The 20,466-nt window shown below is 66.6% G+C and carries 24 protein-coding genes; 17 read left to right on the plus strand and 7 right to left on the minus strand.

All coding sequences use genetic code 11. The features are described 5' to 3' along the window. Positions 1-40 precede the first annotated feature (40 nt). The 5 genes from WG898_RS23820 (at position 41) to WG898_RS23840 (ending at position 3,832) form a co-directional block, all read left to right on the plus strand. Positions 41-697, plus strand: a complete 657-nt coding sequence (locus tag WG898_RS23820; RefSeq protein ID WP_339605269.1) for an ABC transporter substrate-binding protein — start codon at positions 41-43, stop codon at positions 695-697. Between the two features lie 92 nt (positions 698-789). Continuing rightward, positions 790-1,611, plus strand: a complete 822-nt coding sequence (locus WG898_RS23825; protein WP_339605270.1) for a MotA/TolQ/ExbB proton channel family protein — start codon at positions 790-792, stop codon at positions 1,609-1,611. Positions 1,612-1,633: 22 nt separating this feature from the next. Continuing rightward, on the plus strand, positions 1,634-2,062 hold the full coding sequence (locus WG898_RS23830; RefSeq protein WP_285232767.1) for an ExbD/TolR family protein: 429 nt from the start codon (positions 1,634-1,636) through the stop codon (positions 2,060-2,062). A 15-nt stretch (positions 2,063-2,077) separates the two neighbouring features. Then, entirely contained in the window at positions 2,078-2,509 is a 432-nt protein-coding gene (locus WG898_RS23835; RefSeq protein WP_339605271.1) for an ExbD/TolR family protein, read from the plus strand. 69 nt (positions 2,510-2,578) lie between these two features. Then, on the plus strand, positions 2,579-3,832 hold the full coding sequence (locus WG898_RS23840) for a hypothetical protein (RefSeq protein WP_339605272.1): 1,254 nt from the start codon (positions 2,579-2,581) through the stop codon (positions 3,830-3,832). Between the two features lie 87 nt (positions 3,833-3,919). Here the strand turns inward: WG898_RS23840 and WG898_RS23845 are convergent, their stop codons facing one another. The 7 genes from WG898_RS23845 to WG898_RS23875 form a co-directional block, all read right to left on the minus strand. After that, entirely contained in the window at positions 3,920-4,678 is a 759-nt protein-coding gene (locus tag WG898_RS23845) for a 3-hydroxyacyl-CoA dehydrogenase (protein WP_339605273.1), read from the minus strand. Between the two features lie 100 nt (positions 4,679-4,778). Continuing rightward, a complete protein-coding gene (adk, locus tag WG898_RS23850) occupies positions 4,779-5,432 on the minus strand; it encodes an adenylate kinase (protein WP_339605274.1) in 654 nt (217 codons plus the stop codon). Between the two features lie 132 nt (positions 5,433-5,564). Beyond that, positions 5,565-6,320: a 3-deoxy-manno-octulosonate cytidylyltransferase gene (kdsB, locus tag WG898_RS23855; RefSeq protein WP_339605313.1), complete on the minus strand. Its 756-nt coding sequence runs from the start codon at positions 6,318-6,320 to the stop codon at positions 5,565-5,567. Continuing rightward, entirely contained in the window at positions 6,320-6,532 is a 213-nt protein-coding gene (locus WG898_RS23860; protein WP_339605275.1) for a Trm112 family protein, read from the minus strand. The genes kdsB and WG898_RS23860 overlap by 1 nt, the downstream gene beginning before the upstream one ends. A 5-nt stretch (positions 6,533-6,537) precedes the next feature. Beyond that, a complete protein-coding gene (lpxK, locus tag WG898_RS23865; protein WP_339605276.1) occupies positions 6,538-7,572 on the minus strand; it encodes a tetraacyldisaccharide 4'-kinase in 1,035 nt (344 codons plus the stop codon). A gap of 1 nt (position 7,573) precedes the next feature. Beyond that, positions 7,574-7,996, minus strand: a complete 423-nt coding sequence (locus tag WG898_RS23870) for an ExbD/TolR family protein (RefSeq protein ID WP_339605277.1) — start codon at positions 7,994-7,996, stop codon at positions 7,574-7,576. Next, entirely contained in the window at positions 7,993-8,634 is a 642-nt protein-coding gene (locus WG898_RS23875) for a MotA/TolQ/ExbB proton channel family protein (RefSeq protein ID WP_339605278.1), read from the minus strand. The genes WG898_RS23870 and WG898_RS23875 overlap by 4 nt, the downstream gene beginning before the upstream one ends. Between WG898_RS23875 and WG898_RS23880 the strand changes: the two genes are divergently transcribed. The 12 genes from WG898_RS23880 (at position 8,621) to ccoG (ending at position 20,442) form a co-directional block, all read left to right on the plus strand. Continuing rightward, positions 8,621-8,884 carry a hypothetical protein gene (locus WG898_RS23880; protein ID WP_339605314.1) on the plus strand — a complete coding sequence of 88 codons (264 nt, stop codon included), beginning with the start codon at positions 8,621-8,623 and terminating at the stop codon, positions 8,882-8,884. The two genes, WG898_RS23875 and WG898_RS23880, sit on opposite strands and share 14 nt — an antisense overlap. 129 nt (positions 8,885-9,013) lie before the next feature. Beyond that, positions 9,014-10,315, plus strand: a complete 1,302-nt coding sequence (xseA, locus tag WG898_RS23885; protein WP_339605279.1) for an exodeoxyribonuclease VII large subunit — start codon at positions 9,014-9,016, stop codon at positions 10,313-10,315. 82 nt (positions 10,316-10,397) lie between these two features. Then, the gene (locus tag WG898_RS23890) at positions 10,398-10,979 is read left to right on the plus strand and encodes a superoxide dismutase (RefSeq protein WP_339605280.1); all 582 of its coding nucleotides are present in this window, start codon (positions 10,398-10,400) and stop codon (positions 10,977-10,979) included. Positions 10,980-11,060: 81 nt separating this feature from the next. Next, positions 11,061-11,762 carry a response regulator gene (locus WG898_RS23895; protein ID WP_339605281.1) on the plus strand — a complete coding sequence of 234 codons (702 nt, stop codon included), beginning with the start codon at positions 11,061-11,063 and terminating at the stop codon, positions 11,760-11,762. Next, positions 11,752-13,155: a sensor histidine kinase gene (locus tag WG898_RS23900; protein WP_339605282.1), complete on the plus strand. Its 1,404-nt coding sequence runs from the start codon at positions 11,752-11,754 to the stop codon at positions 13,153-13,155. Before WG898_RS23895 ends, WG898_RS23900 begins: the two co-directional genes overlap by 11 nt. Positions 13,156-13,194: 39 nt before the next feature. After that, the gene (locus WG898_RS23905) at positions 13,195-15,552 is read left to right on the plus strand and encodes a heavy metal translocating P-type ATPase (RefSeq protein ID WP_339605283.1); all 2,358 of its coding nucleotides are present in this window, start codon (positions 13,195-13,197) and stop codon (positions 15,550-15,552) included. A gap of 4 nt (positions 15,553-15,556) precedes the next feature. Then, positions 15,557-15,739 carry a cbb3-type cytochrome oxidase assembly protein CcoS gene (gene ccoS, locus WG898_RS23910; RefSeq protein ID WP_339605284.1) on the plus strand — a complete coding sequence of 61 codons (183 nt, stop codon included), beginning with the start codon at positions 15,557-15,559 and terminating at the stop codon, positions 15,737-15,739. Between the two features lie 42 nt (positions 15,740-15,781). Next, entirely contained in the window at positions 15,782-17,221 is a 1,440-nt protein-coding gene (ccoN, locus tag WG898_RS23915; protein WP_339605285.1) for a cytochrome-c oxidase, cbb3-type subunit I, read from the plus strand. A gap of 18 nt (positions 17,222-17,239) precedes the next feature. Then, positions 17,240-17,863, plus strand: coding sequence for a cytochrome-c oxidase, cbb3-type subunit II (ccoO, locus tag WG898_RS23920; protein ID WP_339605286.1), 624 nt, complete (start codon positions 17,240-17,242; stop codon positions 17,861-17,863). A gap of 9 nt (positions 17,864-17,872) precedes the next feature. Further along, positions 17,873-18,049, plus strand: coding sequence for a cbb3-type cytochrome oxidase subunit 3 (locus WG898_RS23925; protein WP_339605287.1), 177 nt, complete (start codon positions 17,873-17,875; stop codon positions 18,047-18,049). Next, on the plus strand, positions 18,046-18,960 hold the full coding sequence (gene ccoP, locus WG898_RS23930) for a cytochrome-c oxidase, cbb3-type subunit III (protein WP_339605288.1): 915 nt from the start codon (positions 18,046-18,048) through the stop codon (positions 18,958-18,960). Before WG898_RS23925 ends, ccoP begins: the two co-directional genes overlap by 4 nt. 24 nt (positions 18,961-18,984) lie before the next feature. Next, on the plus strand, positions 18,985-20,442 hold the full coding sequence (gene ccoG, locus WG898_RS23935; protein WP_339605289.1) for a cytochrome c oxidase accessory protein CcoG: 1,458 nt from the start codon (positions 18,985-18,987) through the stop codon (positions 20,440-20,442). Positions 20,443-20,466 lie beyond the last annotated feature (24 nt).

A 20,466-nucleotide genomic window follows, 5' to 3' on the forward strand; every position in this document is an offset into this window, starting at 1 on the left:
TCTTGATGAATGAGTTTCGCAGTCTTATGAAGGAGCGCGCATGAACTTTGCGCAGGAGAACAACGGCTCGTCGCGCGTGACAGGTTTCGGTGTCGTGGTGTTGATCCACGTATTCCTGATCTGGGCGCTGGCAAGCGGTTTGGCCCGCAAGGCCGTCGAGGCCATCAAGGGCCCGATCGATGTGAAGGTGGTGGAGGAGAAGGTTAAGCCGCCGCCGCCGGTGGAGAAGCTGTTGCCGCCTCCGCCCGACATGAAGGCTCCGCCGCCGCCGTTCGTGCCGCCGCCTGAGGTTCAGGTGACCGCGCCGACGCCGCCGCAACAAACGATTTCTGTCCAGAGCAACACGCCGCCCCCGACGCGCGAAGTGTCTGCCACGCCTCCGCCCAGGCCCGTGGAAGCGCCACCGGCGCCAGTGAAGCGCGAAGGCCCGATCAAGGCTGCAATGGTCTGTACCAAGATGGGGCAGCCCGAAGTGCCTGGCGTGAGCTGGAGTGGTGAGGCGCTGTTCAGGGTGCTGGCGACCGTCAAGTCGGGTCGCGTCACGGCCATCGAAGTCACCAGCGTGAAGATGCAAGGTGGCAATGACCGCAAGGCGCAGCGCGCAATGCTGGGTGCGATCGAAGCCACCCTGCGCGACACCTATGAATGCCCGGGCGATCATGTGTTCGAGCAGGAATTCCTGTTCCGCATCAACTGATCCCCTACTTTCCGAATACCGGGATGTGGCTGGGACCCATCCCGTTCTGTCTAACCTGAGTTCCCGATCTCTTTTGCGTAGGAGTTGACTCCATGATCTCTCGTATCTCCGCCTTGTTTGCGGCAATCGCCTTTGCTGCGACCCTGGCCGTTTCGCCCATGGCCCAAGCTCAAGCTCCTGCTGATGCCGCTTCCGCAGTGGCTGCTGATGCCGCCCCCGCTCCCGCCGCTGCTCCCGCGGCGAAGAAGGAAGAAAACCCCTACGGTCTGATGCATACCCTGTCGCACGGCGACATGGTGTCCAAGGGCGTGCTGGGCCTGCTGCTGATCATGTCCATGGGTTCGTGGTACATCCTCTTCACCAAGCTTTGGGATACCCAGAAGCTCAGCAATGAAGCCAAGGAAGTCCGTGCCACCTTCTTCAAGAAGGCCAGCCTGGCCGAAGGTGTCAAGGGTCTGAACGAAACCGGTGCGTTCCGCTACATCGCTCAGAGCGCCATTGAGGCTTCCGAGCACCATGAAGGCGCGCTGACCGAGAACATCGATCACAACACCTGGGTGACGATGAACATCGATCGCTCGGTGGCCGATGTGCAGACTCGTGTGCAAGGCGGCCTGGGCTTCCTGGCAACCGTGGGTTCGACCTCTCCGTTCATCGGCCTGTTCGGTACGGTGTGGGGCATTCTGCAAGCGCTGACCGCCATCGGTGTGGCCGGCCAGGCATCGATCGACAAGGTGGCTGGCCCCGTGGGTGAAGCCCTGATCATGACCGCCATTGGTCTGGCTGTGGCTGTGCCGGCCGTGCTGGGTTACAACTGGCTGGTGAACCGCAACAAGTCGGTGATCGCGCAAGTGCGTGCCTTTGCTGGCGACCTGCATGGCGTGCTGATGGGCAACCGTCAAGTCAAGCGCTAATCAATAGCCCCGGAGCACCATCATGGGCATGAACGTCGGATCATCTTCCGGCGATGATGAAGTGGTCTCGGCCATCAACACCACGCCACTCGTGGACGTGATGTTGGTGCTGCTGATCATCTTTCTCATCACCATCCCGGTGGTGACGCAGTCGGTGGCGTTGAATCTCCCCAAGGAGACCAACCAAGTCCGCGTTACCAAGCCGGAAAACATTGAAATCGCGGTGACCAAGGACGGCGACGTCTACTGGTACACCGCCCTGGTGCCGGACAACGAGGCCCTGGTCACACGCCTGAAGAAGGTTTCGGTGCTCAATCCGCAGCCCGAAGTCCATATTCGCGGCGACGACAAGGCTCGTTACGAATCGGTGGGCCGCGTGATGGTGGCTTGCCAACGTGCCGGTATCCTGAAGATTAGCTTCGTCACCGAGCCTCCGGCCCGCGGTGGTTGAGCCCAGGAGAACAGCATGGGAATGAATGTTGGTAGTTCGAGCGGCTCGGACGAACCGGAAGTGATGATGGACGTCAACACGACGCCCCTCATCGACGTGATGCTGGTGCTGTTGGTGATGTTGATCATCACCATCCCGATCCAGCTGCATTCGGTGAATCTGGACATGCCCGCGGGCAACCCGCCGCCTCCGCTCAAGGAGCCGGTGGTGCATGAAGTCTTCATCGATTTCGATGGCACGGTGAGCTGGGATGGCGTGGCGCTGGCCGATCAGGCCAGCGTGGAAGCCAAGCTGGCCGAAATCGCTGCCATGCCTGACCAGGAAGAGGTGCACATCAAGCCCAACAAATTGGTCGAGTACGGTAATGTGGCCGCAGTGATGGCCGCGGCGCAGCGACTCGGTGTCAAGAAGATGGGCATGGTCGGCAACGAACAGTTCCTGAACTGATGACCGCTTGATTGAATTGAACGCGCTGTCCGCAAGGCCGGCGCGTTTTTCTTCGTAGGAGATAGACGAATGAAGCTCAAAAGCTTGGCCTCGGCAACCCTGGGTGCCGCGGCATTGGTGTTCAGCCTGAGCCCGCAGGGCGAACTCGGGTTTGCTCAAGCGGTTGCGCAGGCCGAAACCGTGCGCCCCGAAGTGGGCAAGCATCTGAAGGATGCCTCGGCCTTCATCAAGGGCGGCAAGTACAAGGAAGCGCTTGCCAAGGTGCGTGATGCCGAGGCCGTGGCGGGTCGGACCGCCGCCGAGAACAATGCGATCGAGGGCATGCGCGTGGCCGCTGCCTCGGGCGCGGGCGACGCCGAGTCCATGGTGCGAGGCTTCGAGGCCCTGAAGGCCGCCGGCAAGCTGGCCGGCCCCAACCAGCTGCAGATGATGGAGTCGATCGCCGGCACCTATCTGCGCGCTGGCAATGCCGCCAAGGCGCTGGAATGGTCCAACAAATACTTCGCGGCCGGCGGCAGCAGCCCGACCATGAAGCAGGTGCAGAGCCAGGCACAGTTCAAGTCCGGCGACATGGGTGCCGTGTTGAAGGACACGCTGGCCGAGCTTCAGGCGGACGAGAAGGCCGGCAAGGTGCCGACCCAGGACAAGCTGAACCTGCTGCTGTACGCGGCGCAAAAGAAGAACGACGCCGGCGCTGAGGCCTTTGCCACCGAGAAGCTGCTGAACTACTACCCCACCAAGCAGCTGTGGGCCCAGTTGCTCGGCAGCCTGCCGAGCAAGAAGGGTTTCTCGGACCGCTTCGCCCTGGACGTCTACCGTCTCAAGCTGGTCACCGGCAATATGCGCGACGCCAACGACTACATGGAAATGGCGCAGCTCGCTGCCCAGGCCGGCTATCCCGACGAGGGCAAGCAGGTGGTCGATAAAGGCCTGGCTGCCAATGTGCTGGGCCAGGGTGCCGAGGGCGCTCGCCACAAGCGCCTGTCCGACCTGCTGGCCAAGAAGATCGCCGAGGCCAAGGCCGCCCAGACGGGCGCCGAGAAGGACGCTCAGGAGGCCAAGGACGGCAATGCGCTGATCACCCTGGGCCTGGCCTTTGCTCATCGTGGCGAGGCCGCCAAGGGCGTCAAGCTGATCGAGCAGGGCATCGAGAAGGGCAATCTGAAGCGCCCCGAAGATGCCAAGCTTTACCTGGGTCTGGCCCAGTTCATCGGCGGCGATGTGGTCAAGGCGCAAGCCACCTGGCGCGGTGTCAAGGGCACGGACGGTGTCGCCGATCTGGCGCGTCTGTGGAGCGTGCAGGCGCGTACCAGCAAGAAGTGATGCGCGGCTGAATTCCTTGAGCCCGCATGAGAAAGGCCCCGGAGTGGCAACACTCCGGGGCCTTTTGTCTGGCTCGTCTGCGCAGGATTACTTCGGCGCCATGCGGATCGCGCCGTCCAGACGGATCACCTCGCCGTTGAGCATCTCGTTGGTGACGATCTGGTGCACCAGCTTGGCATAGTCTTCGGGACGGCCAAGGCGCGAGGGGAAGGGCACGCTGGCGGCCAGCGCATCCTGCACCTCCTGCGGCATGCCGAACAACATCGGTGTGCCGAAAATGCCGGGGGCGATGGTCATGTTGCGGATGCCGTTGCGCGCCAGGTCACGCGCGATCGGCAGTGTCATGCCCACCACGCCGCCCTTGGACGCAGCGTAGGCCACCTGGCCGATCTGGCCGTCGTAGGCGGCCACCGAGGCGGTGGAGATCATCACGCCGCGCTCGCCGGTGGCCTCGGGTTCGTTCTTGCACATGGCCTCGGCGGCCAGGCGGATCATGTTGAAGCTGCCCACCAGGTTCACATTGATGACCTTGGCAAACAGTGCCAGCGGATGCGCACCATCCTTGCCCACCGTCTTCACCGCCGGTGCGATACCGGCGCAGTTCACCAGGCCCATCAGCTTGCCCAGGCTCAGCGCCTTGGCGATCACTGCCTGGCCATCGGCCTCCTGGCTCACATCGCACTTGACGAACGCGCCGCCCAGTTCGGCCGCCAGGGCCTCGCCGCGCTCGGCCTGCAAGTCCGCGATCACGACCTTGGCGCCTTCGCGCGTGAGCATGCGTGCCGTGCCTTCGCCCAGGCCCGAGGCGCCGCCCGTGACGATGAATACCTTGCCTGCGATCTCCATGATGCTTTCTCCAGCTGAGTGACGTTAACGTAAACGTCAATTGTCGGGTAAAAACAAAGCCGCTGAGAAGCGGCTTGTTGGTTTTGCGGCTTGCGCCGAGTCAGCTCAATGCTGCCAGGGCACGCTGGGTGATCTCGTCCACCGAGCCTATGCCTTCGATGCGGCGGTATTTGGGTGCCTGCGCATCTCCCTGGGCAGCCCAGTTCGAGTAGTAGTCCACCAGCGGCCGCGTCTGCGCCTGGTAGACGTCCAGGCGCTTGCGCACGGTTTCTTCCTTGTCGTCGTCGCGCTGGATCAGTTCCTCGCCGGTGAGGTCGTCTTTGCCTTCGACCTTGGGCGGATTGAACTTGAGGTGGTAGCTGCGGCCCGAAGCCACATGCACGCGCCGGCCGCTCATGCGTTCGATGATGGCGCTGTTGGGTACATCGATCTCGAGCACGAAGTCCAGCTTCACGCCGGCCGCCTTCATGGCGTCGGCCTGCGGGATGGTGCGGGGAAAGCCGTCGAACAGAAAACCCTTGGCGCAATCGGGCTGGGCAATGCGTTCCTTTACCAGGCCGATGATGATCTCGTCGCTGACCAGGCCGCCGGCGTCCATGATCTTCTTAGCGGCCAGACCCATTTCGGTGCCGGCCTTGACGGCGGCACGCAACATGTCGCCGGTGGAAATTTGCGGGATGCCGAATTTCTGGCAGATGTAGGCCGCTTGTGTGCCTTTACCGGCGCCGGGCGCGCCAAGAAGAATCAGTCGCATGGGTCTCCTCAATACTCAACAAGGGCTGCCCATACGGCGGGTCGGCCCCAGACACTGCCGGCGAGGATAGCATGGGCAAGCCTACTGGCCGCTGACGCGCGCTGGGCTGAGGATGGGGTGTAACCCGAGGGTTCAGGCGTGCGCCAGCAGCGCACGCACGCGTGCCAGATCCTCGGGGGTGTCGACACCCGGCCCCGGCTGCTGCTCGCTCATGTGCACCGCGATGCGTTCGCCATGCCAGAGCACGCGCAGTTGCTCCAGCGCCTCGATCTGCTCCAAAGGGCTCACCGCTAGGCTGGGAAAGCGCCGCAGGAAGCCAGCGTGGTAGCCGTACAGGCCGACGTGACGCAGCACCGCACCGGCATGCGGTTGCGCGCCGCCGCCGGGTGCATCGCGCCACCAGGGAATCGGCGCGCGCGAGAAGTACAGCGCCGTCTGGCGCGCATCGGTCACCAGCTTCACCACATTGGGGTTGGCAAATTCCTCGGCGTCGTGGATGGCATGCGCCACCGTGCTCATCACGCAGTCGGGCCGCTCGGCCAGCAGGGCCGCACAGGCGCGAATCATGGCCGGCTCGATCAGCGGCTCGTCGCCCTGCACGTTCACTACCAGGTCCTGGCCGTCCAGGCCAAGCAGGGAGCAGGCCTCGGCCAGGCGGTCGCTGCCGCTGGGGTGGTCGGCGCGCGTCAGCAGGGCACGCACGCCATGCGCGGCGCAGGCTGCCAATACCTCAGGCGCATCGCTTGCCACCACCACCTGCTCGGCGCCGGCGAGGGCGGCGCGCTGCGCCACCCGCACCACCATGGGCAGGCCATGGATGTCGGCCAGCGGCTTGTTGGGCAGCCGCGTCGAGGCCAGGCGCGCCGGGATGATGACGCTGAACTTCATCATGCCGCGGGCATGCTCGGCCGCGTCGGCGCGGCGGACGCGGGATCGATGGCACGTGCCTCGTTTTCCAGCATCACCGGAATGCCGTCGCGCACCGGGAAGGCCAGGCGATCGGCGTGGCAGACCAGCTCGCGGCCGGTTTCGTGGCGCAGAAGTTCCAGCGGGCCCTTGCAGATGGGGCAGACCAGCATTTCCAGCAATCTTGTATCCATGATCTCTAGCGCAGCAGCCCCTGCACCGCGGTGTGCAAGGCCTGCTGAAAAGCGTGTTCGGGGCTGAAGTCTAGCGCCACCACCCAGATCGGCGTGGCGCCGCAGCGCGCCGGGTCCAGCTTGACGGCATCCTTCTCGGTCACCAGCACCGCCGCCTTGCGGCCCGCCCAGGGCAGGGTAGCGAAGTCGTAATGATCCGGCAGCGGCAGCTCGTCGAAGCTCAGGCCCGCCTCGCGCAGCATCGCGAAGAAGCGCGCCGGCTGTGCCATGCCGGCCGCCGCCAGCAAGACCTGACCCCGCAGGGCTTGCAGGGCCGCGGCGCTGGCGGGCGCGCCCCGCCACCAGTCGGCCAGGCTGACCGCGCCGCGCAGGCGCCGTTGCGCCACGAAGCCCGGCAGGGCGGTGCTGGGCCTGGCCGCGTTGTAGAGCACCAGCTGCGTCGTGGCACTGCCCGGCGGCGCCGGCAGGGGGCCGCGCTGGCGCAAGGGCCCGGCGGGCAGCAGGCGGCCGTTGCCCAGGCCGCGCTCGTCGAATACCAGCACGCTGAGTTGGCGCGGCAGGCACCAATGCTGCAGGCCGTCGTCGCTGATCAGGATCTGCAACTCCGGGTGGGCTTGCAGCAGCGCCCGTGCGGCGGCGCTGCGGTCGCGTCCCACCGCCACCGGCACGCGCGCACGCAGATGTATCAGCAGCGGCTCGTCGCCCACCTCGCGCGCCGATGATGCCGCGCTCACCAGGGCCAGCGGCTGCGTCTCGGCGCGGCCGTAGCCGCGCGAGATCACGCCGGCGCGCAGCTTCAGCGCCGCCAGTTGCTCCAGCAGGTAGAGGGTGGTGGGGGTCTTGCCGGCGCCGCCGACGATCCAGTTGCCGACGACGATCACCGGCACCGGCAGGCTGGCGCTGCGCTTGAGCCGCAGCCGGTAGAGCAGCACGCGCAGGCGCAACAGGGCGGCGTGCAGAGCGCCCAGCGGGCGCAGGGCCTGGGCCAGCCAGTCCCTATCGTCGCGCCAGGCCGCCTGGATGCGCTCGGCCCAGCCCATTTCAGGGGCTGCCGGCAGTGGCCTGGCTGGCGAAGGTCAGGCGTGGCAGGCCGGCGCGGCGCGCGGCGTCCATCACATTGATCACCGCCTGGTGCGGTGTGGCGGCATCGGCCGAGACGATCACCACCGCATCGCTGCGGCCCGCGGCGGCGGCGCGCAAGGCGCTGGCCAGCACCTCGACCGTGCGGCCATCCACCGCCTGGCGGTTGATGGCGTAGCGGCCCTCGGCCGACACGGCCACGATGACCTCGCCCGGCCGCTCCTTCATCTTCTCGGCATCGGCCGTGGGCAGGGTGATCTGCAACTCGGTGAAGCGCGAGTAGGTGGTGGACAGCATCAGGAAGATCAGGATCACCAACAGCACGTCGATAAAGGGGATCAGGTTGATCTCCGGCTCCTCCGAGCCGCGGCGGCGGAACTTCATTTGCTGGCGGGCTGCAACGGCGGCAGGCAAAAGCGGCTCAGGTGCGAGAGAAAGCGCTCGCTGGCCTGTTCCATCTCCACCACATAGGCTTCCACCCGGCCGCGGAAGTAGCGGTAGAACATCAGCGAGGGGATGGCGATGATGAGGCCGAAGGCGGTGTTGTAGAGCGCCACCGAAATACCGTGCGCCAGCAGCGTCGGGTTGTTGCCGGTGGGGCTCTGGCTGCCGAAGATCTCGATCATGCCCACCACCGTGCCCAGCAGGCCCAGCAACGGCGCCGCGGTGGCGATGGTGCCCAGGGTGTTGAGGTAGCGCTCCATCTGGTGGATGGCATGGCGGCCCGACAGCTCGAAGCTCTGGCGCAGGCGCGTCTCGGGAATGCGCGGCTCCAGGATCACGGCGCGCAGGCCACTGGCCAGCACCTGGCCCAGCAGCGAGTTCTCGCTCAGCTTGCTGACCACGTCCAGGCTGGGCAGTTGCTGGCTGGTGACGCCCAGCACCTCGTCCAGCAGCTGGCCGGGTGCGACGCGCGCGGCGCGCAGGCTGGAGAAGCGTTCAATCACCAGGGCCAGGGCCACGACGGAGCACAGAAGCAGGGGCCAGATCGGCCAACCGGCGGCTTGTATGATCGAAAACAAAGGCTACCCCTCTCAGGACTTGGTCGGCTTGTTCATGGTGCTCGGCGCCGCGCAACAGGCGTGCCGCACTGCGGGGGCGATTATGGCCCCAAGCCCGGTGCTCCAAGACATGCGGCTGGGCGGATTTTGGTCAGGGTTTGTGCCTCCGAAGTCATCCACTTTTGCTGTGGATAACTTTGTGCGTAACTGGGTCGGCATCGGTTGCGGAGCACACAGAATCGGGCCCAAGGACAAATTGCCTCATTTTTAAGCAGGAAAAAGCTCTTGAAATTCAAGCGTTTATGGCTCTGTGACGGTCTCGTGACGGCCCGCATGGGCCGCCAGGCCAGTGTTGGCGCGGCTGTGGAGTTCTGGACCCGCGCCAGCATTGGGTTTGCGCATGGTTGAGCCCTTCAAACCCGCTCCAACACGGCTGGTCTGGGGCGTGCAGGCGCTGCTGACAGCGGTCTCCGACAGCCTCGCCAGCCGCTATGCCAACTGCACCGTCGAAGGCGAGTTGTCGGGGTTCACCCGTGCCGCCAGCGGCCATTGCTATTTCAGCCTCAAGGATGCCGACGGTGCCACGGCGCTGCTGCGCTGCGCCATGTTCCGGCGCGCCGCCAGTCTGGTGGACTTTGCGCCGGGCGATGGCCACCGGGTCGAGGTGCGCGGCCGGCTGGCGCTCTACGAGCCGCGCGGCGAGCTGCAATTCGTCGTCGAGGCGATGCGCCGCGCCGGCGCCGGAGCGCTCTATGAGCAGTTCCTGCGCCTCAAGGCCAAGCTGGAGGCGCAGGGCCTGTTCGATGCCGATCGCAAGAGGCCCTTGCCGGCCTATGCGCGCCGCATCGGCGTCATCACCTCCAGCGCCGGTGCGGCCCTGCATGACGTGCTGACGGCGCTGCAAAGGCGTGCGCCGCATGTCGAGGTGTTCGTCTATCCGAGCCTGGTGCAGGGGCCCGAGGCGCCCGACAGCCTAGTGCGCGCGCTGCAGAGCGCCAACGAGCGTGGCGATGCCGACTTGCTGCTGCTGTGCCGCGGCGGCGGGTCGCTGGAGGACCTGTGGGCCTTCAACGACGAGCGCGTGGTGCGCGCGGTGGCCGCCTCGGCGCTGCCGGTGATCTGTGGCGTCGGCCACGAGACCGACTTCAGCCTGGCCGATCTGGCCGCCGACCTGCGCGCGCCCACCCCCACCGCGGCGGCGGAACTGGCGACGCCCTCGCGCTCATCCTGTCTGGATGCGCTGGACGCACTGGCACGCACGCTGCGGCGCCGGCTGGAGCAGCGCCTGGACGCCGCCGCCCAGCGCCTGGACCGCGTCGCCCTGCGGCTGGCGCGGCCCAGCGACAGCCTGACGCGCCAGCGCCGGCGCCTGGCCCTGCTGGCGCAGCGCTGGGGTCAGGTCTTGCCGCGGCTGCAAGGCCTGCAGGCGCAGACGCTCAGGCATCAGCAGCAAAGGCTTGCGCGCGTGCTGCCGCAGCAGCTCGAACGGCAGGCGCACCGGCTCGATGCCTTGGCGCAGCGCCTTGCCGCGCTGGACCCGCACCAGGTGCTGGCACGCGGCTATGCCTGGCTGGACGACGGGCAGGGCAGGGCGCTGAGTTCGGTGCGGCAACTGCAGCTCGGCGCGGCCGTGCATGCGGTACTGGCGGACGGCCAGGCCGAACTGCAGGTGCTGGCCCTCAGTCCGGACCCCCAGAACTGAATCCCCGCACCGGAAAAGGTCGGCCCAAGCTGCCTACAATCGCGCCGGTCTTTAGCCCCACTTGCGAATCAGAGGAGTCTCCATGGAACATACCTTGCCCGCCTTGCCCTATGCCAAGGACGCACTGGCCCCCCACTACAGCGCCGAGACGCTGGAGTTCCACCACGGCAAGCATCACAACGCCTATGTGGTGAACCTGAACAACCTGCAAAAGGGCACCGAGTTCGAGGCCATGGCGCTGGAAGAGATCGTCAAGAGGTCCAGCGGTCCGATCTACAACAACGCGGCCCAGATCTGGAACCACAGTTTCTTCTGGAACTGCATGAAGCCCAATGGCGGCGGTGCACCGAGCGGCGCGCTGGCGGACGCAATCAACGCCAAGTGGGGCAGCTTCGACGCCTTCAAGGAAGCGTTCACCAAGAGCGCGGTGGGCAACTTCGGCTCGGGCTGGACCTGGCTGGTGAAGAAGGCCGACGGTTCGGTGGACATCGTCAACACCGGCGCGGCCGGCACGCCGCTGACCACGGCCGACAAGGCGCTGCTGACCATCGACGTGTGGGAGCATGCCTACTACATCGACTACCGCAATCTGCGCCCGAAGTTCGTCGAGGCCTTCCTGAACCATCTGGTGAACTGGGAGTTCGCGCAGGCCAACTTCGCCTGAGCCAGGCTTTGTCCTTGCCGAGGCCGGTCGCTGACCGGCCTTTTTCATGGCCGACAATGCCGGCCACCTTGGAGGGCCCCGATGCGAGTGTTGCTGGTCGAGGACGATGCCGCGCTGAGCCTGGGCGTGGCGCGCGCGCTGGAGCGCGAGGGTTGGCAGGTGGATGTGCTGGCCGACGGGCGCCAGGCGGCCGCGGCCGGCCTGGTGGCGCAGTTCGAGTTGGCGGTGCTGGACCTGGGCCTGCCCGGGCTGGATGGCATGGGCGTGCTGCGCGCCTGGCGTGCCCAGGGCGCCAAGCTGCCGGTGCTGCTGCTGACCGCCCGCGACGAGCTGGCGGATCGCGTCGGCGGGCTCAATGCCGGTGCCGACGACTATCTCGTCAAGCCCTTCGATCTGCCCGAGCTGATCGCGCGCCTGCGCGCCCTGCAGCGACGCGCCCAGGGGCGTGTCAGCGATACCTTGCAGCTCGGCGAGCTGCTGCTTGATCTGACGCACCGAGAGCTCTTGTTCCGCGGCGAGCCGGTGCGCCTGAGCCAGCGTGAATTCGCGCTCACCGAGATGTTGATGCAGCGCGCCGGCCGCGTAGTGGGCAAGGACGCTATCGTCGCGCGCCTGTCCAGCTGGGAGGCGGATTTCAGCGAGAACTCGGTCGAGGTCTATGTGCATCGCCTGCGCAAGCGCTTCGCCGAGCTGGGGGTGGAGATACGCACGGTGCGCGGCTTCGGCTATGTGCTCGAGCCTGGTTCGCAGCCGCCTGGCACGGACGCGCCATATGCCAGCTAGGCCGCCGAGCCTGCGCCGGCAGTTGCTGGCGCCCTTGGTCTGGATCTGGGCGCTGGCCATCGTGCTGGCTGCGGCCGGCGCCTATGGCCTGGCCAGCAGCAGCGCGAATGCCGCCTTCGACCGCGGGCTGCAGGACGAGACCAGCGCGCTGGCCGCCAAGATCGCATGGACCGATCGCGGCCCCTTGCTCGACATGAGCCCGCAGACCCTGGAACTGCTGACCTGGGACAGCACCGAGCGCAACGCCTTCGTGGTGCTGGACGAGTCCGGACGCGTGCTGGCGGGCGACGGCGAGGTGCCGCGGCCCGAGCTGCGCCACCACAGCTTTGCCAGACCACTGCTGTTCGATGGCGAGTTCCAGGGCCAGTCGGTGCGTGGTGCGATGTTCTCGCTGACCTCGCCGATGCTGGATCGTTCGGTTTCCATCATCGTGGTCGAGACGCGCGGCAAGCGCCAGCGCCTGGTGCGCGACGTGCTGGTAGCAATGGCACTGCCAACCCTGGCATTGGGCGGGCTGAGCATGGTGTTGCTGGCCTGGGGCATACGGCGCGGTCTGCAGCCCTTGCGCGAGGTGGCGCGTGAGGTCGCGCAGCGCGCCTCCAGCGATCTGCGCGCGCTGCCGATCGAGGGCGTGCCGGCCGAGGCGGTGCCGTTGATCGAGCGCATCAACACCTTGCTCAGCGACGTGCAGCATTCGGTGGCCCTGCAGCGGCGCTTTGTGGCCGACGCCGCACACCAGATGCGCACCCCGGTGGCCGGCCTGCGCGTGCTGACCCAGGAGTTGGAGCAGGAACTCAAGGCCTTGCCCATGGCGGCTGGCAGCGCGCCGGCCTGGGAGCCGGTGCTGCGGGCGATGCTGCAGTCCAGCGAGCGCCTCGCCCGCCTAACAGGTCAGTTGCTGAGTCTGGCGCGCTCGGAAGCGGCGCTGGCCTTCGACGGCGAGCAAGGCCGCATGGACCTGCGCCCCATCCTGCGCGAGGCCGCCGCACCGCTGGCCCTGCGCGCGGCGCGCGAGGGCAAGAGCCTGAGCCTGGAAATGCCGATCCGGCCGGTGCTGGCCCAGGCCCATCCACTGTGGCTGGGCGAGGCGCTGGTGAACGTGCTGGACAACGCGCTGCGCTATGGCGGCCCGCACATTGTGCTGCGACTGGGTCTGGTGGAGGGGCAGGCGCAGCTCGATATCGAGGACGACGGTGAGGGCGTCGCGCCGCAAGATCTGCCGCGCCTGAGCGAAGCCTTCTGGCGCGGCGCGCGTGCCGACACACGCAACGACGGTGGCACCGGCCTGGGCCTGGCGATTGCCCATGAAATCATCAGCCGGCTGGGCGGCAACTGGGCCGCTTTCACCCGACCCGAGTTGCAGGGCTTTCGCATCCGCTGGCGCCTACCCTAGGCTTACCTGGGGAGCGCTTGACATTAGTCATGACGTCCGATGCGTTTGTGCGTAGATTACGGCCTGCCGCGCGCCTCGCGGCGCCAGACCTTGCTCATGTCCACCACCGCCGCCAGTGCTGCCGGCCCCGTCTCGGGGCTGGACGCGTTCGATGATCCTGATCTGCTTGCCAGCTATACGCATTGGCAGACCCCAGCCGATGGTGTGCGCATCGGCGTCTCGCAGCTGCAGCTCACCGGCATGCATTGCGCGGCCTGCGCCGGCATCATCGAGTCCGCCCTGAGGGCGCAGGCCGGCGTGCTTGGCGCCCAGGTGAACGCTGCGGCCGAGCGCCTGCAGCTGCACTGGGACCCGGCGCGCACCCGCATCAGCACCCTGGTGCAGGCGATCGCCGCGGCAGGCTATGGCGCCGCGCCGGATGCCGCCGCGCCGGCACGCGAGCAGCGCGAGCGCGAGCGCCGCCAGGCGCTGTGGCGTTTGTTCGTTGCGGCGTTCCTGATGATGCAGGTGATGATGCTGGCCACGCCCATCTATGTGGCAGATCCCGGCGATATGAGCGCCGACCTGCGCCAGCTGCTGCAGTGGGGCTCCTGGGTGCTGAGCCTGCCGGTGATGCTGTTCTCGGCCGGGCCATTCTTCAGCTCTGCCTGGCGCCAGCTGCGTGCCCGCCAGCTGGGCATGGACGTGCCGGTGAGCCTGGGCCTGCTGGTGACCTTTGTGGCCAGCACCGGTGCCACCTTCGATCCCGCTGGCCCCTTCGGCCACGAGGTGTACTTCGATTCGCTCACCATGTTCGTCAGCTTTCTGCTGGCCGGGCGATTCCTGGAGTTGCGCGCGTGGCACCGCGTGGCGCAAAGCCTGGAGCAGGCGATGTCACGCCTGCCGGATCGCGTCGAGCGCCTGGAGCCGGACGGCAGCTGCAGCCAGGTGAGCCCGCAGCGCCTGCGTGCCGGGGACCTGGTGCGCGTGTTCGCCGGTCAGGCCTTTCCGGCCGACGGGCGCTTGGAGCAGGGCGTCACCGAGGCCGACGAGGCTTTGCTGAGCGGCGAGTCGCTGCCGGTGCCCAAGCGAGTTGGAGACGAGCTGGTGGCGGGCAGCATGAACCTGCATGCGCCGGTGCTGCTGCGGGTGCTGCGCGTAGGCGCGGACACGCGCTACGAGGGCATCGTGCAGCTGATGCGCAGCGCGCTGACGCAACGCCCGCGCGAGCTGCGCATGGCCGATCGCATCGCCGGGCCGTTTCTGTGGGGCGTGCTGCTGCTGGCCGGGTTGGCGGCGCTGGCCTGGCATTTCGTCGCGCCCGAGCGCGCCATCTGGGTGGCGGTGTCGGTGCTGATCGTCACCTGCCCCTGCGCGCTCTCGCTGGCCGGGCCCTCGGCCTGGCTGGCCGCGGCGGGCGCGCTGGCGCGGCGCGGCATCCTGCTGGGCCGCCTGGAAGCGCTTGAAACCCTGGCGCGTGTGGACATGGTGGTGCTGGACAAGACCGGCACGCTCACCGAAGACCGGCTGGTGCTGGCGGGCAACTGGCCGGCGCGGCCCGATGCCGAGTTGCTGGCCCAGGCTGCCGCGCTGGCTCACCACTCGCGCCACCCGATGGCGCTGGCGCTGGCGGCGGCGCATCCGGTGGACGAGCTTGCCAAGGCGCAGTGGCAGGACGTGCAGGAGCTGTCCGGGCGCGGTCTGCAGGCGCGCGATGCACAGGGTCGGCAATGGCGCTTGGGCAGCCTGGACTGGTTGGGTGCGGACGCTGCGCTGCTGCCCGAGGCGCAGCTCGCGTTTGGACGTGAGGGAAGCGAGGGAAGCGAGGGCCCGCAGGACGGCGTGCGCCTGATGCTGGCCTTTGACGAGCAGTTGCGCCCCGATGCCGCGGCCGCGATGCAGGCGCTGCGCGCACAGGGCCTGGGGACCCTGCTGCTGTCCGGCGATCTGCCGGCGCGCGCCGAGCGCGTGGCGCGGCAGGCCGGTGTGCAGGCGGCGCGCGGCGGCGTCAGCCCCGAGGGCAAGCTGGCCGCGGTGGCCGAGCTGCAGGCCCAGGGGCGCTGCGTGCTGATGGTGGGCGACGGCATCAACGATGCGCCGGTGCTGGCGCGTGCCGACGCCAGCCTGGCGATGGGGCAAGGCGCCCTGGTCGCCAAGGCGCAGGCGGATGGCATCGTGCTGTCGACACGGCTCGGCGATGTGGTGCTGGCGCGCGAACTGGCGCTGCGCACGCGTCGCGTGATACGCCAGAACCTGGGCTGGGCCGCGGCCTACAACGCGGCCTGCATCCCCCTGGCCCTGCTGGGCTATCTGCCGCCCTGGGCTGCCGGCATCGGCATGGCGGCGAGTTCGCTGTTCGTGATCCTCAACGCGCTACGGCTATCGCAAGCGCTGGGCCAAGAGCTGGGCAAGACCTGACACCATGGAAATCCTGTATTTGCTGATCCCGCTGTCGGTGGTGCTGGTGCTGCTGATCGTGGGCGTGTTCGGTTGGGCCATCAACAACGGGCAGTTGGACGATCTGGAGCGCGAGGGCGGGCGCATTCTGGAGGATGAAACCGTGGTGGTTGACGGCGATCAAGCTCGGCCGCCGCAACAACCCTAAGAATCGCCGGGTTTATCTAGAAAATGTGTAAGGAGCACGTCAATGGCTAGTGTCTCGCAACCGGGTGGGCCGGTGTATGAGGACGGCGTCGTACGCGCGTTTGCGCTTGCGGCCGTCCTGTGGGGCGTGGTCGGCATGCTGGTCGGCGTCATTTGCGCCGCCCAACTCGCCTGGCCCGAACTCAATCTGGGAATCCCTTTCCTGAGCTATGGCCGCTTGCGCCCATTGCACACGAACGCGGTGATCTTCGCCTTCGGCGGTTGCACGCTGTTTGCGACCGCCTACCATGTGGTGCAGCGCACCGGCCAGACGCGCTTGTTCGCGCCCGGCCTGGCTTGGTTCACCTTCTGGGGCTGGCAGCTGGTGATCCTGGCGGCGGCGATCAGCCTGCCAATGGGCTTCACGCAGGGCAAGGAATACGCCGAGCTGGAATGGCCGATCGACATCCTCATCACCGTCGTGTGGGTCTCGTATGCCATCGTGTTTTTCGGCACCGTGGGCACCCGCAAGATCCGCCACATCTATGTGGCGAACTGGTTCTTCGGCGCCTTCATCATTGCCGTGGCCTTGCTGCACCTGGTCAACAGTGCCGCCATCCCCGTCAGCCTGACGAAGAGCTACTCCGCCTATGCCGGCGTGCAGGACGCCATGGTGCAGTGGTGGTACGGCCATAACGCCGTGGGCTTCTTCCTGACCGCGGGCTTCCTCGGCATGATGTACTACTACATCCCCAAGCAGGCCGGCCGCCCGGTGTACAGCTACCGCCTGTCGATCGTGCATTTCTGGGCGCTGATCTTCACCTATATGTGGGCGGGCCCGCACCATCTGCACTACACCGCGCTGCCCGATTGGGCGCAATCGGTGGGCATGGTGTTCTCGCTGGTGCTGCTGGCGCCCAGCTGGGGCGGCATGATCAACGGCATCATGACGCTCTCGGGTGCCTGGCACAAACTGCGTGACGACCCGATCCTGAAGTTCCTGATCGTCTCGCTGTCCTTCTACGGCATGTCGACCTTCGAAGGCCCGATGATGTCGATCAAGACGGTGAACGCGCTCTCGCACTACACCGACTGGACCATTGGCCATGTGCACTCGGGTGCCCTGGGCTGGGTGGGGCTGATCTCGATGGGCTGCCTCTACCACCTGATCCCGCGCATGTTCGGCCGCGTGGAGATGTACTCCAAGCGCGCCATCGAGCTGCACTTCTGGGTCGCCACCATCGGCATCGTGCTCTACATCGCCGCGATGTGGATCGCCGGCGTGATGCAGGGCCTGATGTGGCGTGCGGTCAACCCCGACGGCACCCTGGTCTACACCTTCGTGGAAAGCGTCAAGGCCACCTATCCCTTCTATGTGATCCGCCTCGGCGGCGGCCTGCTCTACCTGAGCGGCATGCTGATCATGGGCTGGAACGTGGTGAAGACCATGCAGGTGGGCAAGGCTCAGGCCGTGACCATCCCCGCCGTGGCCGCCCACGCCTGAAGCAGACGGAGTCAACAAATGGCAAATAGCAATCACGCCGTCGCTGGTCACGAGAAGATTGAAACCAGCAATTTCCTGATGATCGTGTTGGTGCTGCTGACGGTGGTCGTCGGCGGCATCGTCGAAATCGTGCCGCTGTTCTTCCAGCGCTCCACCACGCAGGCCGTGGAAGGTCTCAAGCCCTATACCGCGCTGCAACTGGCCGGCCGGGACATCTACATCCGCGAGGGCTGCTACAACTGCCACTCGCAGATGATTCGCCCCTTCCGCGCCGAGACCATGCGCTACGGCCATTACTCGGTGGCCGGCGAATTCGTCTACGACCACCCCTTCCAATGGGGCAGCAAGCGCACCGGGCCGGACCTGCAGCGCGTGGGCGGCAAGTACAGCGATGAATGGCATCGTATCCACATGACCAATCCGCGCGACCTGGTGCCCGAGTCGAACATGCCGGCCTACCCCTGGCTGGCCAAGGCCAGCGTCAACCCGGCCGACATGGCGCCCAAGTTCCGCGCCCTGCGCACGGTGGGCGTGCCCTATACCGAAGACGACATCGCCAAGGCTGGCGATGAGGTCAAGGGCAAGACCGAGCTGGACGCGGTGATCGCCTACCTGCAGGTCATGGGCACCGCGCTCAAGTAAGGAGTGACCATGGATATCAATGACCTGAGAGCGGGCTTCACCCTGCTGTCGCTGCTGATGTTTGTGGGCATTGCCCTGTGGGCCTACTCCAAGCGCAATCTGCACCGTTTCGATGAGGTGGCCGCCGTCCCCTTGCTGGACGATGACGTGCCAGCCGAACCCAAGCTCTCCAGGAGGCCTGAATGAGTGACTTTTTCTCCCATGGCTGGTCGGTCTTCGTGGCCGGCGCCACCATCCTTGGCCTGCTGCTGTGCCTGGTGCTGTTGATCATCGCCAGCCGCCGCCGCATCATGGCCAACGACAACACCACCGGCCATATCTGGGACGAGGACCTGCGTGAACTGAACAACCCGCTGCCGCGCTGGTGGATGGGCTTGTTCGTGCTGACGGTGCTGTTCGCTGGCATCTACCTGGCCATGTATCCGGGTCTGGGCAGCACCGAGGGCAGCCTGAAGTGGACCAGCACCGGCCAGTACGAGGCCGAGCAGGCCAAGGCGCGCGCCGCACTCGAGGGCGTCTACGCCAAGTACGCGGCCATGCCGGCCGAGGCCCTGGCCAAGGACCCGCAGGCGATGGGCATTGGTGAGCGCCTGTTCGCCAACAACTGCGCCGGCTGCCATGGCTCGGACGCCAAGGGCTCCAAGGGCTTCCCCAACCTGACCGACAGCGACTGGCTCTATGGCGGTGCCCATGACACCATCATCGAAACCATCAGCAAGGGCCGCAACGGCGTGATGCCGCCGATGGCCGCCGCGGTGGGCACGCCGGAAGACGTGCGCAATGTGGCCAACTATGTGCTGAGCCTGTCGGGCAGCCCGCACAACTCGATCGCGGCCCAGCTGGGCAAGCCCAAGTTCGGTGCTTGCGCGGCCTGCCATGGCCCGGACGGCAAGGGCAACCAGGCCCTGGGTGCGCCCAACCTGACCGACAAGGTCTGGCTGCATGGCTGGGGCGAAGATGCGGTGACGGCGATGATCAACAACGGCAAGAACAACGTCATGCCCGCCCACGCCGCGCGCCTGAGCCCCGAGCAGATCCGGGTGCTGGCGGCCTATGTGTGGAGCCTGTCGCAAACCACCGCAGTGGCCGCGAAGTAAGAAGCAGGGAAAAAGCAGCAACTGATGAGCAGCGAAGCCAGCGCCACGACCCAGCCCAGCCAGCGCGGCGGTGATGCCGCCGTGGAGATGGTTTCGCTCTATCAGGCACAGAAGAAGATCTACCCCCGCGCCGTCACAGGCTGGTTTGCGACCTGGCGCTGGAGCCTGGTCTGGATCACGCAGCTGCTGTTCTACGGCCTGCCCTGGTTGACTTGGAACGGCCGCCAGGCCGTGCTCTTCGACCTGGGCGCGCGCCGTTTCTATATCTTCGAACTGGTCCTGTATCCGCAGGACTTCATCTTCCTGACCGGGATCCTGCTGATCTCGGCCTATGCGTTGTTCCTCTTCACCGCGGTGGCGGGGCGGCTGTGGTGCGGCTACGCCTGCCCGCAGACCGTCTACACCGAGATCTTCATGTGGGTGGAGCAGCGCTTCGAAGGCGATCGCGCCGCACGCATTCGGCTCGACGCTGGCCCCTGGAATGCCGAGAAGCTGGCCCGCAAGGGCGGCAAGCAGCTGGTCTGGCTGAGCCTGGGCCTGTGGACCGGCTTCAGCTTTGTCGGCTACTTTACGCCCATCAAGCTGCTGGGCAGCGAGGCCCTGGCGCTGAGCTTCGGGCCCTGGGAATGGTTCTGGGTGCTGTTCTACGGCTTTGCCACCTATGGCAACGCAGGCTATATGCGCGAGCAGGTCTGCAAATACATGTGTCCCTATGCGCGCTTCCAGAGCGCCATGTTCGACAAGGACACGTTGATCATCAGCTACGACGCCGAGCGCGGCGAGCCGCGCGGCGCGCGCGGGCGCAAGGCCGACCCGCAGCAGCTCGGGCTGGGCGCCTGCATAGACTGCAATCTGTGCGTGCATGTCTGCCCCACCGGCATCGACATCCGCCGTGGCCTGCAATACGAATGCATAGGCTGCGCCGCCTGCGTCGATGTATGCAACGGCGTGATGGACAAGATGGGCTATGCGCGTGGCCTGGTGCGCTACGACACCCAGAACGGCCTGGCGCAGCACCTGACCCGCAGCCAGCTGCTGGCGCGCATGTTCCGTCCGCGCGTGCTGATCTACACCGCCATCCTTCTCGTCGTCAGCACGGCATTGATGGCGAGCATTGCGCTGCGCACCACCTTCAAGGTGGACGTGGTGCGCGACCGGGCCGCGCTGGCGCGGCAGGTCGAGGACGGCTATGTGGAAAACGTCTACCGCCTGCAGATCATGAATGCCACCGAGCAGGAACAGCGCTTCACGCTGGCGGCCTCCGGCCTGCCGGGCCTGCGCATGCAGCCCGCGCCGGAGGTTGTGGCGGTCGGGCCCGCCGAAGCGCGCTGGATCTCGGTGGCGCTGCGTGTGCCGCCCGAGGTCGCGGCCAGCGCGGGCGCCGGCGCCCATGCGATCCAGTTCGAAATCCGCCGCCTCGCCAGCCCGGGTACCGACGCCGGTAGCCTGATGGAAAAATCAACCTTTGTGCTGCCGCGTTGAGCGGCGGCCAAGCGACCAGAAAGA

The organism is Paucibacter soli (genome assembly GCF_037482845.1).
GTDB classification, from domain to species: Bacteria; Pseudomonadota; Gammaproteobacteria; order Burkholderiales; family Burkholderiaceae_C; genus Paucibacter_B; species Paucibacter_B soli.

Coding starts and splice junctions, on each gene's coding strand:
- WG898_RS23820 (WP_339605269.1), top strand. CDS start 41: ATGAACTTTGCGCAGGAGAACAACGGCTCGTCGCGCGTGACAGGTTTC.
- WG898_RS23825 (WP_339605270.1), top strand. CDS start 790: ATGATCTCTCGTATCTCCGCCTTGTTTGCGGCAATCGCCTTTGCTGCG.
- WG898_RS23830 (WP_285232767.1), top strand. CDS start 1,634: ATGGGCATGAACGTCGGATCATCTTCCGGCGATGATGAAGTGGTCTCG.
- WG898_RS23835 (WP_339605271.1), top strand. CDS start 2,078: ATGGGAATGAATGTTGGTAGTTCGAGCGGCTCGGACGAACCGGAAGTG.
- WG898_RS23840 (WP_339605272.1), top strand. CDS start 2,579: ATGAAGCTCAAAAGCTTGGCCTCGGCAACCCTGGGTGCCGCGGCATTG.
- WG898_RS23845 (WP_339605273.1), bottom strand. CDS start 4,678: ATGGAGATCGCAGGCAAGGTATTCATCGTCACGGGCGGCGCCTCGGGC.
- adk (WP_339605274.1), bottom strand. CDS start 5,432: ATGCGACTGATTCTTCTTGGCGCGCCCGGCGCCGGTAAAGGCACACAA.
- kdsB (WP_339605313.1), bottom strand. CDS start 6,320: ATGAAGTTCAGCGTCATCATCCCGGCGCGCCTGGCCTCGACGCGGCTG.
- WG898_RS23860 (WP_339605275.1), bottom strand. CDS start 6,532: ATGGATACAAGATTGCTGGAAATGCTGGTCTGCCCCATCTGCAAGGGC.
- lpxK (WP_339605276.1), bottom strand. CDS start 7,572: ATGGGCTGGGCCGAGCGCATCCAGGCGGCCTGGCGCGACGATAGGGAC.
- WG898_RS23870 (WP_339605277.1), bottom strand. CDS start 7,996: ATGAAGTTCCGCCGCCGCGGCTCGGAGGAGCCGGAGATCAACCTGATC.
- WG898_RS23880 (WP_339605314.1), top strand. CDS start 8,621: ATGATCGAAAACAAAGGCTACCCCTCTCAGGACTTGGTCGGCTTGTTC.
- xseA (WP_339605279.1), top strand. CDS start 9,014: ATGGTTGAGCCCTTCAAACCCGCTCCAACACGGCTGGTCTGGGGCGTG.
- WG898_RS23890 (WP_339605280.1), top strand. CDS start 10,398: ATGGAACATACCTTGCCCGCCTTGCCCTATGCCAAGGACGCACTGGCC.
- WG898_RS23895 (WP_339605281.1), top strand. CDS start 11,061: ATGCGAGTGTTGCTGGTCGAGGACGATGCCGCGCTGAGCCTGGGCGTG.
- WG898_RS23900 (WP_339605282.1), top strand. CDS start 11,752: ATGCCAGCTAGGCCGCCGAGCCTGCGCCGGCAGTTGCTGGCGCCCTTG.
- WG898_RS23905 (WP_339605283.1), top strand. CDS start 13,195: ATGCGTTTGTGCGTAGATTACGGCCTGCCGCGCGCCTCGCGGCGCCAG.
- ccoS (WP_339605284.1), top strand. CDS start 15,557: ATGGAAATCCTGTATTTGCTGATCCCGCTGTCGGTGGTGCTGGTGCTG.
- ccoN (WP_339605285.1), top strand. CDS start 15,782: ATGGCTAGTGTCTCGCAACCGGGTGGGCCGGTGTATGAGGACGGCGTC.
- ccoO (WP_339605286.1), top strand. CDS start 17,240: ATGGCAAATAGCAATCACGCCGTCGCTGGTCACGAGAAGATTGAAACC.
- WG898_RS23925 (WP_339605287.1), top strand. CDS start 17,873: ATGGATATCAATGACCTGAGAGCGGGCTTCACCCTGCTGTCGCTGCTG.
- ccoP (WP_339605288.1), top strand. CDS start 18,046: ATGAGTGACTTTTTCTCCCATGGCTGGTCGGTCTTCGTGGCCGGCGCC.
- ccoG (WP_339605289.1), top strand. CDS start 18,985: ATGAGCAGCGAAGCCAGCGCCACGACCCAGCCCAGCCAGCGCGGCGGT.